Source organism: Bradyrhizobium sp. USDA 326, from assembly GCF_049739485.1.
Classification (GTDB): Bacteria; Pseudomonadota; Alphaproteobacteria; order Rhizobiales; family Xanthobacteraceae; genus Bradyrhizobium.
On record NZ_JBMGQA010000001.1, the window covers coordinates 5,753,441 to 5,766,164 of the forward strand.

The 12,724-nt window shown below is 58.9% G+C and carries 11 protein-coding genes; 9 read left to right on the forward strand and 2 right to left on the reverse strand.

The features are described 5' to 3' along the window. The first annotated feature begins 124 nt into the window (after positions 1-124). The 7 genes from ABIG06_RS26925 to ABIG06_RS26955 all read left to right on the forward strand — a co-directional run bounded on the left by ABIG06_RS26925 (position 125) and on the right by ABIG06_RS26955 (position 7,941). Positions 125-1,366 carry an NAD(P)-binding domain-containing protein gene (locus ABIG06_RS26925; RefSeq protein WP_370139261.1) on the forward strand — a complete coding sequence of 414 codons (1,242 nt, stop codon included), beginning with the start codon at positions 125-127 and terminating at the stop codon, positions 1,364-1,366. Between the two features lie 26 nt (positions 1,367-1,392). Next, on the forward strand, positions 1,393-2,607 hold the full coding sequence (locus ABIG06_RS26930; protein WP_370139262.1) for an ATP-grasp domain-containing protein: 1,215 nt from the start codon (positions 1,393-1,395) through the stop codon (positions 2,605-2,607). Positions 2,608-2,685: 78 nt separating this feature from the next. Continuing rightward, positions 2,686-3,627: an alpha/beta hydrolase family protein gene (locus ABIG06_RS26935; RefSeq protein ID WP_370139263.1), complete on the forward strand. Its 942-nt coding sequence runs from the start codon at positions 2,686-2,688 to the stop codon at positions 3,625-3,627. Positions 3,628-3,802: 175 nt separating this feature from the next. Then, positions 3,803-4,030 (forward strand): hypothetical protein, encoded by a 228-nt coding sequence (locus tag ABIG06_RS26940; RefSeq protein ID WP_370139265.1) that lies wholly within the window; start codon positions 3,803-3,805, stop codon positions 4,028-4,030. Between the two features lie 347 nt (positions 4,031-4,377). After that, complete coding sequence (locus ABIG06_RS26945) at positions 4,378-4,749, forward strand: hypothetical protein (protein WP_370139266.1); 372 nt, start codon at positions 4,378-4,380, stop codon at positions 4,747-4,749. Positions 4,750-5,333: 584 nt separating this feature from the next. After that, positions 5,334-5,948: a transglutaminase-like cysteine peptidase gene (locus tag ABIG06_RS26950; protein ID WP_370139267.1), complete on the forward strand. Its 615-nt coding sequence runs from the start codon at positions 5,334-5,336 to the stop codon at positions 5,946-5,948. A gap of 874 nt (positions 5,949-6,822) precedes the next feature. Continuing rightward, the gene (locus tag ABIG06_RS26955) at positions 6,823-7,941 is read left to right on the forward strand and encodes a UDP-N-acetylglucosamine pyrophosphorylase (RefSeq protein WP_124158611.1); all 1,119 of its coding nucleotides are present in this window, start codon (positions 6,823-6,825) and stop codon (positions 7,939-7,941) included. On the opposite strand, the gene ABIG06_RS26960 is transcribed toward ABIG06_RS26955, so the two are convergent. Beyond that, positions 7,931-8,422 (reverse strand): DDE-type integrase/transposase/recombinase, encoded by a 492-nt coding sequence (locus tag ABIG06_RS26960; protein ID WP_370139268.1) that lies wholly within the window; start codon positions 8,420-8,422, stop codon positions 7,931-7,933. The two genes, ABIG06_RS26955 and ABIG06_RS26960, sit on opposite strands and share 11 nt — an antisense overlap. A 134-nt stretch (positions 8,423-8,556) precedes the next feature. Between ABIG06_RS26960 and ABIG06_RS26965 the strand changes: the two genes are divergently transcribed. Continuing rightward, complete coding sequence (locus ABIG06_RS26965) at positions 8,557-9,744, forward strand: IS256 family transposase (RefSeq protein ID WP_199752527.1); 1,188 nt, start codon at positions 8,557-8,559, stop codon at positions 9,742-9,744. Positions 9,745-10,082: 338 nt separating this feature from the next. Here ABIG06_RS26965 and ABIG06_RS26970 read toward each other — a convergent pair whose 3' ends face one another. Then, positions 10,083-10,418, reverse strand: a complete 336-nt coding sequence (locus tag ABIG06_RS26970; protein WP_124158613.1) for an H-NS family nucleoid-associated regulatory protein — start codon at positions 10,416-10,418, stop codon at positions 10,083-10,085. A 1,312-nt stretch (positions 10,419-11,730) separates the two neighbouring features. On the opposite strand from ABIG06_RS26970, the gene dusA reads away from it, so the two are divergent. Further along, positions 11,731-12,723, forward strand: coding sequence for a tRNA dihydrouridine(20/20a) synthase DusA (gene dusA, locus ABIG06_RS26975; protein ID WP_370139269.1), 993 nt, complete (start codon positions 11,731-11,733; stop codon positions 12,721-12,723). Position 12,724: the final 1 nt, after the last annotated feature.

Consider the following 12,724-nt stretch of genomic DNA (forward strand, 5'->3'; position numbering starts at 1 on the left):
CGCAGAGCGGACTGTCGCGGAACCGGGCGAGTGGGCGGAATTGCTTCTCTCCGATTGTTTCGATCGGCCATCAGTGCCGAAAGCAACCGAGGCTGCTAGCGCTTCGAGCCAAGCGGATTCGTAAATGGAAGTTGATGTCGCAATCATAGGCGCGGGTCCGTATGGCCTCTCGGTGGCAGCTCATCTCAGAGCAGCAGGCGTTGATCATCGAATTTTCGGCCGCCCGATGGAAATGTGGCGTCATCACATGCCGGAAGGTATGCTGCTGAAGTCGGATGGCTTCGCTTCCAACCTCTACGACCCGGCGGGTGAGTATCCGCTGTCACGTTTCTGCGGAGAGCATTCGATCGAATATAGCGATGATCAAGTGCCGGTTCGGCTGGAGACCTTTTCCGATTATGGCCGTGCATTTGCCGATCGCTTCGCTCCGAACCTGGAAGAAACGACGATCCACTCGCTTCGCTGGCGGGCCGAAGGCTTTGCTTTTGACCTCGAGAATGGAACCAGTGTGCGATGCCGTCGCATCGTTGCCGCAACCGGCATCGGACATTTCCGGTATGTACCGCCTCCGCTCAGCACGCTTGCGGCCAAGCTCGTTTCTCACAGTTACGATCATCGTGACCTCCGCCGCTTCGCGGGGCGGCGTGTTGCAGTGGTTGGGGGTGGAGCGTCGGCCATCGATATGGCGGCGCTCCTGAAACAGCAGGAATGCGATGTTACGTTGATCTGCCGCCGCGAAAAGCTGGTCTTCGCAAATCCGCCGCCGGGCAGGCAATCGCTCTGGCAACGCATCAGGAATCCTCGCTCCGGAATAGGACCGGGGCTAAAATCTCGGTTGTGCACCGACGCGCCGCTGCTGTTTCATTTAATGCCTGATGCATTCCGCGAGGAGGTCGTGCGCCGTCATCTCGGTCCCGCCGCTGGATGGCCAATGAGGCAGATGTTCGTCGATCGCGTTCCGGCACTTTGCGGTTGCGAAGTTGTAGGAGCATCAGCCGCCAACGAGGGGGTACGTCTCGAGCTGAGAAGGGCGACTGGTGAGAAGATCTGGGTCCATGCGGACCATGTCATAGCCGCGACGGGATATCGCGTCGACATCCGGCGTCTCGACTACATGGATAGACCGCTGGTTGCGCAGCTGGCGCATGTGAACCAGTCTCCCGTGCTCTCGATGCACTTTGAGTCGTCGGTAAAGGGGCTGTTTCTGACCGGGCCGATCGCGGCAAACAGCTTTGGACCGATGATGCGCTTTGCATTTGGCGCCGGTTTTGCTGCGCAGCGTCTCGCATCGATGCTACGGCGGTCGGCTCGCACCGAATTACGAAGCGGCAAGGAGCTGCAGTTCGACGCTTGGGCGGAGAGATGATCCCACGGGTCCTGCTCGCGCATAGCATGTTCTGGCCGAATGTTGCCCGGCTTGCGATTGCGTTTCGAGGGGTGGGATTTGCGGTGGATGCCGTTGCGCCGAAGGGACATCCGATTCATCGGATGCAATCCCCGAACCGTACATTCGAATACAGGGCAACTTCGGCGTATAAATCGCTAAAGGACAGTATCGCAGCGTCCGGACCTGATCTTATAGTGCCCTGCGACGATCGCATCGTCGCACACCTGCATGACATCTACGCAGAGGTCGCCTCAGCTTGCGATAGCCTCGACGATCGCGGCATCAGGTCACTTATTGAAAGCTCTCTAGGGCCGCCCGGCTCTTATGACCTGATTCGCCGACGTTCTTTCCTGACCAGTCTCGGGCAATTGCCGCACGTCCACGTGCCTCAAACGGCTGCAATCGATAGCTTACGTGACCTGCTGGATTGGGTCCATCAGCACGGGCTTCCCGCAGTTCTGAAGCTTGACGGAAGTTCCGGCGGCAGCGGCGTACTCCTGATTCGGAACAGGAGCGAAGTGGTTCCCGGGTTTCTCAGGATGATGCTTCGAAAGAGCTGGCTGCGTCGCATGAAATGGCTGCTGTATGACGGCGACGTTGAGCCGTTCTTCACAGCCAGTAGCTTTTCGGCAGCCCAAGTCTCCGTGCAATCCTACGTCGAGGGGAGTCTTGCCAATTGTGCCGTCGCCTGCTGGCGCGGCAATGTTGTGGGCTGGGCTTCGGTCGAGGTCCTTCAATGCGGCCGCACGTTCGGAGTAGCAAGCGTCGTTCGGCGTGTGAGGGGAGAGCCGATGATCGCCGCTGCGCGCTCTATTGCGCGGCATCTTGAGCTCTCGGGCGTATTTGGATTCGATTTCGTGCTGGAAGAGAACAGTCGGCAAGCGAAGCTGATAGAGATCAATCCACGAGCTACGCAGATCAATCATTTTCCTGGCTACGACGGCCCCGACTTGCCGGGGGCCTTGTTTAGCGCGATCCGCAACGAACCTCTAGAGAATTTCAGTGTTCGGCCGTCGCCCGACGAGGTGGCATTGTTCCCGCAAGAGTGGAAGAGAGACCCGAGCAGCGAATGGCTCGCCAGGGCCTTTCACGATGTGCCGTATGAGGAGCCAGAGCTACTTCGGTACTTCGGGTACCGTGGCAGTGAGAGATCTCTGCCCCACTCGCATTGGACAAAATCTGAGCGCAAGCCGAGACCTGCGGGCGATCTTGGACAGTAGCGGATAGGATGTCGCGGCGACGACATCACCGGTGTTGGAGGGCGACTTCGCATCAATATCAACGCAGGAGAGATAGCATTGCGTATTGATGTTTGGCGGCTGGGGATCGTCACGATGGTGGGCCTGGTCGCGCTTGGCGCATGGTGGAGTTTTGTCGCGAAGATTGCGCCGGCGAACATCGACCCTCGTGCCGGGTCGGTCGGGCTGCCGTATGGCGCATATAACCAGCAGCTTTGGTGGATTCCAGTACAATCGCGCGGGGAAGGCGCGGTGCGGTTGCTCGAGACAATCGTCTATCGGCCGGCCGGAGCTGGTCCCTTTGCACTTGTGGTCATCTACCATGGCAAGCCGGCCAGGAACTTTAAGGCTGTCCGGCCGGGGTTCGAGATCGCAGCGCAATGGTTTGTCGATCATGGCTTCGCGGTCGCGGTCCCATTGAGGCAGGGCTACGGCCGCTCGCAAGGAACCGTGCACGATATGGTGGGGACCTGCGAGACGATGGATTATTTGGCAACTGCAAGGGCAACAGCGGGAGACGCTGAAGGCGTGATTTCCTTCATGCAACGGCAAAGTTTCATTGACCCGGGGAGCGTCATCATCGTTGGACATTCACACGGGGGGTTGGGGGCGCTCGGCGTTGCGTCGGACGCACCGAATGGAGTTGTGGGCGTCATTAACTTTGCCGGGGGCAGTGGGTCGTGGAAACACGGACATTTCTGCAACGGACGTGATAAGCTCATTTCCGCCATAAGCCGGCTCGGATCGGAAAACAGGTTGCCGCAGATCTGGTTGTACGGGCTTGACGACGAGACGTTCGATCCGTCGTTAGCGAGAGAGATGTGGTCGGCGTACACGACCAACTCGCGTGCAAAGATCATCTTCGTTGCTCTTCCAGGGACGGGGGAAGGGCACATGTTGTTTCCTAAGGGTAACACATCGGTTTGGGGATCTGCGGTACAGCAATTCCTTGTGCAACTTGGCGTCCTAGCAGTGGTCTCAAGACCAGGTGCAGCCGATTAGCAGAGACGCTCGCGACGCGCCTTCGACGCTCATATCCGTCGATCTCAGGCGTTCGCGAAGTGTCTCGACGGTGCGTCAATGGTCGGTCGCTTTCCGCACCCCACAGTGCGGCCTTTGGAAGAACGCCGAATAAACGTGCCGATCATTGTGCGCCACCATGCTGGGCGAGGTTGCGATGGCAAGCGAACTGATGGTCATCCTGGGAGCCGAAGTCACGATGCTCGTTTTCGTCGCCATAATGACTTTGCGCGCAGAACGAATGGACGTGCTGAGCGGCCGATTTTTCGAGCGCGGCGCGACGGGTCAGCGGCGGCCGATCCGGGCACAGACGCGCGGCGGCGGGGAAGAATGCGGTCGGATGGCTGGGAATTTTATCGTTCCATCTTTCGCAGATGGAGAGTAGCGGCCCAGGCGTTTTCGATCTTCAAACGATGATCGAAACTCGCCCCGGATCGGGGGAGCGCCCGGGGTGCGTCATGCCTTGCCGAACCTGCGTTCGGCGGTGCCGGCGAGGGACTTGCTGCGAAGTCGCATTTGTGTTGGACGTTGACAGTCCCGCTCCGTTGGCTGGTGACGGCCCCGCCGTCCTTCCGGAAACGGAGCGCGCCGATCATCGCGAGAGCCTGAAGTGGTTGATTTGGCGACGCCGACGCGCTGTTAGCCAATCTTCGAAGGAATTGAGCTTGTATTTAAAATCCATATTTAATAATCTACGTCGACGACGCCAAAATAATCAGATTGGAATTTAACATGACGCTGAATTCTGTCAGAGACATCGAGTTCGTCGGCGAAATCGAATGGGATGGCAAGGCGATCGTGGTCGGGGCAGCGACCCCGTTTGGGCACGTGTCCTGCAGAATCCCTCGCGAGACGATCCACGCGCTCCCGGTCTATTCGGACGCCCTCGAACGCGAGATCCGTTTGGAGCGGCACCTGATTTTGGAGCGGCTCGCCCCGGCGCTACGGGCAAAGATCTCCACTTCGGGAGCAGGCGAGCCGGTGGATTTGTGGCCGTGGGAGATCCGCCGCGCACGCCCTGCGGCCGTCGCGAGCGCATCACCCACCGATCAAGAGGCCCCCGGTAACATGCCGGAGGCGATGGAAAAGCCGCAGCCGTCCTGATGGCTCAGCCGGAATCGATGGCCGAGTTCGATCGGCGGCCTCAACGCGACCGAGCCGCGGCACAATAGCCCTGAATGTCCAATCCGAGCGTTCGGATTGAATCCCGCTCGTAGGCTCCATCGCAGGCGTCGGTCAGGCGTTTGCCCTGCGCACAGAATTGGGCGAATGACCGCGGACCAGTGCGGCGATCCCCTGTGCAGGAGATGCGTCCACTCGGTGCATCCATTCGCCTGGCGTGCAACGTCACCGTTACGATTGTGGGCTGGACCGTGGGACGAAGTCGGAGCCCGGCCGATCGCAGCGCGATGCTCGCGACACGAACGCTCCTGCCGACGACGGAGGCCAGGGCCGCGCGAGAGTGGCAGCGCTCCCGGAATGAGGCAGCCGCCGTGTAGTTGATTGTCCACTGGCGGGCCGGGTCCTTTGGTCCGCGCTGGATTAATTAATCGCTCCGTGATTTTTGTTGATAATTTTATCAAAATTAATATCCTTAAATACGAGAAGATGGTTAATTGCACGGTTCTGGCCACGGCTTCGCTGCGGCTGGATACGAGCCTCAATGGTGCTTGCAAGGGGATCGGCAGATGTATCGAGTCTCCGGCTCCGTCTTGATTGCAGCGGTCGCCATGATGGTCGGAGGTGCCCCGTGGCCGGGCGCAGGGCGCCTGGCGATGGCCACGACTCCTCAAGCAGCACCAGTCCGCATCAAACTCGGACGGCCCACGCTTCCGCCTCTGACGTACACGATGTTCTGCCAGCGCTATGAGGCCGAATGCCGGTCGCGGCGAGGCTTCCGGGGCGGTCCGGTCCGGCTGACGGGCGAGCGGTGGTTGGAACTGTTGGATGTCAATCGCATGATCAATCTGGCCATTGTGCCGGTGCCCAACGACCAGAGCCTGGCCGACGAGGCGTGGAGCATCAATCCCCATCTCGGGGACTGCAATGACTACGCCGTAAGCAAACGTCACGAACTCCTTCGGCGTGGCTGGCCGGCGCGGGCCCTGCTACTGAGCGAGGTCATCGTTGGTTCCGGACGGCATCATCTGGTGCTGCTCGTCCGCACCCTGAGCGGCGATCTCGTGCTCGACAATCTCGCCCTGGAGATCAAGCCCTGGTCGGAAGTCCCCTATCGCTGGCTTCGCGTGCAAATGCCGAGCAGTCACCAGCTATGGGCGACGATCGACGGCAAAGGTACATAATCCTGACCGCGCGAGCAAAATGCGAATCATCCTTTCCTTGCCAATGGTAGCACAGGAGGGCGGTTCAGGACCCCCCTCGAGGGCTTTCCATTCGGTTCCGGAGCGATCTGCGGCTCTGTGGCGGATTATGGAGCCCCTGTCGCGACATCAGGCGCTCCAGATCAGTCCTCCGAAGCCCTTCTGGTTATCTATTGCCTCGCAAATCATGGTAGAGACGCTTAGGGTCGGCCGTGCGAGCCTTGGCGCGAGAACTGAGAGACACCAATGCGACCTAGTGACTTGTTTCACTCTCCCATGGACGAAGAATTCGAGAAATGGCTATCGAAGTTTGCGACGCTCGAAGATCTATTTTCCTCTCGGGATCAGCTTTACGCCAAGCTCGGTCGTCAGCAGATCGAAGGGACCATCGAAGACCAGGCCATTGTGACAGGGCTCGTCTACTTGGGTCCGAATAGTCACGTCAAATCGGGGGCCGTTCTAAGCGGCCCTCTGATCGTTGGCCCGGACTGCGTCATCGAATGTGGGGCAAGAATTCTTGGCAGGTCATTCATTGGGACAGGATCACAGCTTCGAGCCGGGTCATTCGTTTCTGATAGCATAGTCATGAATCGCTGTACTCTTTGCGAGAACTCCGTTGTGCAGAACTGCGTTCTCGGGTCTGACGTATTGGTCAGAGCGGGGTGTCTCGTGGGAGATGCAGCAGCTGAAACGCCAGATCGGGTGGCATTCGTCGGCGACGGAGCTAGATTGGGTCTTGGGGCTATAATCTGCCCGGGCTCGATTGTGGCTTCATCCGACAAAGTCGCGGCAGGATCCATCGTTCGCAATCCTAAGGGATCCGAGGTCTACTTTTAACAAGTCAGATGCGCTACAAATGAAGAAGCTTTCGCTTGTCGACAGACTTGAGCGCCTTGCTGAGAAGGGCGTAAATCTCGTTGATCCCCGCCAAACATTCATCGACGATGAAGTCCAACTGGATCGCATTTTTCCGGGATCTGTACTGTTTCCGGGGACCCGCTTGCTAGGGTATGGAACCGTTGTTGCTCCTGGCGCAAAGCTGGGGACCGAGGGACCGGCAACCGTTGTAAACTCGATCGTTGGAGAAGATGCGGAAATTGCCAGCGGATTTGTCACCGACTCGGTGCTTCTTTCGAAAGCTAGAATAGGCTCGAGCGGGCACGTTCGCGGGGGTACTCTCCTTGAAGAGGAGGCTTCGACTGCTCATGCGGTCGGCCTTAAGCACACGATCCTGACGAGCTTCGTAACGCTGGGTTCGCTCATTAATTGTTGCGACTGCTTCATTTCAGGGGGGCGCTCAAGGTCCAATCACACGGAAATCGGTAGCGGGTTCATTCATTTCAATTTCACCCCGTGGGGAGAAGCCGGCGACAAAGCAACTCCCTCGCTGATTGGCGACGTTCCTCAAGGAGTCTTTCTCAGGCAGGAGCGAATTTTCATAGGCGGCATCAGTGGGATGGTCGGCCCTAACCGCATAGGCTACGGCACCTTCACTGTTGCCGGACAGGTCATACGTTCGGATGTTGGAGCCAGACGAATCCATGCCGAAACGCTGCGCGGAATCGACGCTCCTTGGACCTTCGAAGCAAGAGGACTCTCTGGCCCAAGAGTCGAACGAAACCTAGAATACGTCGGCCAACTAGCGGCCCTTCGCGCTTGGTATGTTGCGGTACGGAAAGCACGCTTAACTGGCGAGCAGAGACAGTCTCATTTGGGGATGGCGATGGATGCAGCGATCCATCTCATCGATAGCAGTATGTCGGAGCGGTGGTTCAGGCTTGCTCAATTTCTTGGAGTCAGCACTCTGCCTGCCATGCAACTCCCCTCAATTGCATGTCCGTTGGCAATAGAGCCAAGCTCCATGAGCCATGTGGAATGGCTGCGGACCCTGTCTGACGATGCGATTAATGCCGGTACAGATTGGTTGCAAGCCATCGTGCAACAGTTTGTTCGAAATAATCAAATTAGCACTTAGAATCATCACGCTGCAGACAGGTTATGCAGAGACGAAAGTTCAGTCGCGAGTTCAAGTTCGAGGCAGCGAGGTTGTCGTTGTAATCGGCCTTGCGGCTTATCGATGCGACGATGCCGGCAGGTGAGAACTGCGATAAGCGTGTGAGCTGCACACAGCGGTCGGAATGATGGATCAATCTGGTCTGCGGGCGTTGCTGGTTGATGGCTATCGCCAGCGCCGCCGATGCGAGTTCGACCTGCATATGGTCTTGCATAGCCCAGCCGGCAATCTTTCGGCTGAATAGATCCATGACGGCCGCCAGATACAGCCAGCCCTCCGCGGTCGGAATGTCGGTGATGTCGGCGAGCCAGACCCGGTTCGGGGCGCGAGCCGTGAAGTCGCGCGCGATCAGGTTCGGTGCGATCGGCAGATTGTGGCGGTTGTAGGAGGTGCGGACCCGACGAGGCGGCGCCATGATCGCCCGAATGCCATGCCGTTGCATCAGCCGTTCGATCCGGCCACGGCTTGCGCCACGTCCCTGGCTGCGCAAGACGATAACGTACAGAGTCTTTCGCACTTTCAGGATTGACGGCTTCTTCTAGAATGAAGGAGCTTTGAATGAACGATGGGAATGCCATGGGTCAGGTGATCCAAATTGATGAGGCCCGGATTCGAGATCACCTGGGCGAGATGGTCCGCGGGACAGTGGAAGAGACACTGAACGCGATGCTGGAGGCCGAAGCGGACCAGCTGTGCGGTGCTGGGCGGTATGAGCGCAGCCCGGCGCGGCAGGACACGCGGGCAGGCAGCTACGAGCGAACGCTGCAGACCAAGGCGGGCGACGTCAATCTGAAGGTTCCGAAGCTACGGCGGCAAACCTTCGAGACGGCGATTATCGAGCGCTACCGGAGGCGGGAGAGCTCGGTTGAGGAGGCGCTGATCGAGATGTATCTGGCCGGGATTTCGGTTCGGCGGGTCGAAGACATCACGGAGGCGCTGTGGGGCACCCGGGTCAGCCCGAGCACAGTGTCGAACCTGAACAAGAAGATCTATACCAAGATCGAGGCGTGGCGGAATCGCAGGATCGAAGGCGAGCATCCGTATCTCTACCTCGACGGCATCGTGATGAAGCGCAGCTGGGCTGGTGAGGTTCGCAACGTGTCGCTGCTGGTGGCCTCGGCGGTCAATGCTGAGGGGTTCCGGGAGATCCTCGGCATCTGTGAAGGCGCCAAGGAGGACAAATCCGGCTGGTCCTCGTTTCTGCGGCATCTCGTCGATCGCGGTCTCAAGGGCGTGCAGCTGGTGGTTTCCGACGCGTGCCGAGGTCTTGTCGAAAGCGTTGCGGATTATCTGCCGGAGGCACGCTATCAACGCTGCATGGTGCATTTTTATCGCAATGTCTTCAGCCACGTGCCGTCGACCCGGGTCCGCGAGGTGAGCCACATGCTCAAGGCCATTCATGCCCAGGAGAGCCGCGCCGCGGCCGACGAGAAAGCCAGGACCGTCATCGCGGATCTGCGGGCCAGCCGTATGGCCAAAGCTGCTGATCTCGTCGAGCAGGCGGTTCACGAGACGCTCGCCTACTATGCCTTTCCGGACATCCATTGGCGGAAGATTCGAACGAACAATCCGCTCGAGCGCATCATGAAGGAGATCCGGCGACGAACCCGTGTCGTCGGCGCCTTCCCCGACGGTCAATCCTGTCTCAACTTAGCGGCGGCCCGGCTGCGGCACATTGCCGGAACGGCGTGGTCGACCAAATGCTACATGAACATGCGACCGCTCTATCAGCCACAACTCTCTGAAACCGGAGCCGTCGCCTGATCAAAAGTGCGAAAGATTCTGGACAGTACCCGCAAGACGGCGTGGAGCGGGAGACTGCCGTAGCGTGCGCTGCTGACTTGATGGACTTGCCGGATCGCGGTCGGGAGGCTGGCATTGGATTTGGTGCGCTCACGCACTGGGCGATCGCGCCAAGCGAAACAGCCGGCCGGCGAGACCCGCAGGGGCGAAGGCGGCGCTAGAGGGGCGTGCGGCCCGAACCGCGCTGAGAAAGTCCGGCGCTGCAAAAAGCATCGTCACGGCGCGCGCGTAACGGCCGTGCCGCCCACGAGCCCTGAACACCGCCGCCGCCTAACGATATGGTCGGATGTTCAGCCCGTTCAGCGGCGCTTTTGTCGAGATGGGCGGTCGATTAGGAGATCATTCAGCTTCTTGCCTGCTCGAAGCTGGGCCTTCAGCCATCGGGGCTGCTTGCCGCGACCGGACCAAGTTTCGGATGGATCCCTCGGGTTCTGGTATTTCGGCAGCACTGGGGGGTAGGGGCGGCGAGGACGTGCCTCGTTCTGGGTCGGAGCGGCCGTCCCCTCAATCCTGCGAAGTCGCTCTTCGAGCTTGGCCTTTTCCGCGGTCATTCTGCGACCAAGAACGGTCGTGACCTCATCGTAGAGTTGCCACAGCTCAGCTGTGGACACGGATGCCCAGTCCTCGTTCTCCATGAAAGCCGCCCAACTAGCTCCGAATCGAAACCGGAGTGGGGATTATCAGGTCAAACCAGGGTCCGGCAAGCTCGATCCACTCGCGCGCCTGCGCCGGAACGTGGTGGTGGGACTTACCGGCTGGGCCCTTGCTTTCGAGCGAGGGGGCGCCCCCCAGGCGCCCTCCGTCCGCGGGCTCGTCGTCTGGGTGCAAGCAACCGCTGCTCGGCCCTAAACACGCGACTACGCAAGTTCTGCAATTCAGTGAATTGAATGATGAGCGCTTGATGATTTTGACGCAAAACAGCCGCAGAATACATGTGACCACCTAATCGTTACAAGATCACTTTTGACCGCTTGGCAAAAAACTACGTCGGACGGTGAAGGTGCCGATCTGCTTTGCCGATCAGCGTTCAACGGTCCCATAAATTGAAACAGAAGCCTTTGTCGATTGTGATGCTTTCTGTTGGCCACCTCCATTGAAATCCCACGCGTGAGAAGCGTCACGCTCCTCAGCGAGCTTCAGCGAAACTTCGCTGAATGTTAGATTTAAATTGCGATTGTGGCTATATATCCTCGGCAATAATCGAGGGGATGATAAGATGAATTTCGATCCTAATACATCTCTGCCAAAATTTTTTGACACAACCACTTAAAATTGTCAATGTCGGAAGAATTCGTGGTCCCGCTCTCCAGCGAAGCCCGCATTCATGAGGTGCTGCATGCATTTCCAAAACAAGTTACACTGCCGCGGCTGATAAGGCCGCAGCAGGTGCCACGCTTTGAAGTTGTGTATTGGTTTTATGGTTAAGGTGCGTCACGCGTTTCAGTAGGGACATCGCCGGAATAAAGCGGCGCCGTGCAGGTTTTGATTCTCGGGCTGAGGAAACATGCGCCGCATCAGAATTGTCATCGCGGATCGGCACCCGATCGTCTTGCAAGGGATGCGCAGCGTCCTTTCCGCGCAGAGTGATCTTACGATCCTGGCCTCTTGCGGAGATGCAGCAAGCTGCAGCGAGGCAATACGGCTTCTTGTTCCGAACGTCGCGCTGGTAGATGCTGCGATGCCTAATATCGGTGTGCCCGGCCTTCTTGCTCTGGCATGAACGTGTTGGCAATGTATTCGTTTTTCCTCCTAACCTGAACGCGCCAGCTTCCCGATCTGACTTTTATAAACGTTGGCATTGCGTGTGAACTCCACCCCGATTTCGTGTGCGCTACGTGTGCACCGGGAGATCAAATGCGGTACAAACGTGTGCAATTTTGGATAGTTTGGAGTGCACACGTGTGCACGTGCTCCTGTTCTAGTCCGTTGAAATGATAGGATAAGTAGTTGGAATATCAAAGCTATCGGTTTTCCGTGGCGCCCATGATGGATTGGACGGACCGGCATTGCCGGGTGTTCCATCGTCATCTGTCGCGGCGGGTTTTGCTTTATACGGAGATGCTCACCACCGGCGCCGTCATTCATGGCGATCGGCAGCGGCTGCTCGGGTTCGATCGTTGCGAGCATCCGGTGGCGCTTCAACTCGGCGGCTCGGATCCGCGCGAACTCGCCGAGGCTGCGCGGATCGGCGAGGCGTTCGGCTATGACGAGATCAACCTCAATGTCGGCTGTCCGTCCGATCGCGTGAAGGATGGCCGCTTCGGTGCCTGCCTCATGGCAGAGCCGGAGCTGGTGGCGAGGTGCATTGATGCGATGAAGCGCACGGTCGCGATTCCCGTCACCGTGAAGTGCCGCATAGGAATCGATGAGCAGGACCCGGAACTCGCGCTTGATGCGCTTGCACATGCGGTGGTCGACTCCGGCTGTGACGCGCTGATCGTGCATGCCCGCAAGGCCTGGCTGAACGGGTTGTCTCCGAAGGAGAATCGCGACGTTCCCCCGCTCGATTATGACCGCGTCTATCGCCTCAAGCGCGCAATCCCCGATGTGCCTGTCATCATCAACGGCGGCATTCTTGGTCTCGAAGAGGCGAAGGTACATCTCCAACATGTCGACGGCGTGATGCTCGGCCGCGCCGCCTATCAGGAACCGTGGCGGCTGCTCTCCGTGGATCGGGAGATTTTCGGCGAAGCGGCGCCGCATGCGACCATGCAGGATGCACTCGAGGCGGTGATGCCCTACATCGAGCAGCAGCTCGCGCGCGGAACGCGACTGCACGCGATCACGCGGCATTTCGTCGGCGCATTCCATGCCGTACCGGGCGCGCGGGCCTTCCGCCGTCATCTGGCGGAGCAAGGGGTGAAGCCGGGCGCTCGTCTCGAGGTGTTACGCGATGCGATCGCGCGCGTCGCTGCGCGCGCGCCGGCGGAGGCAGCGTAGG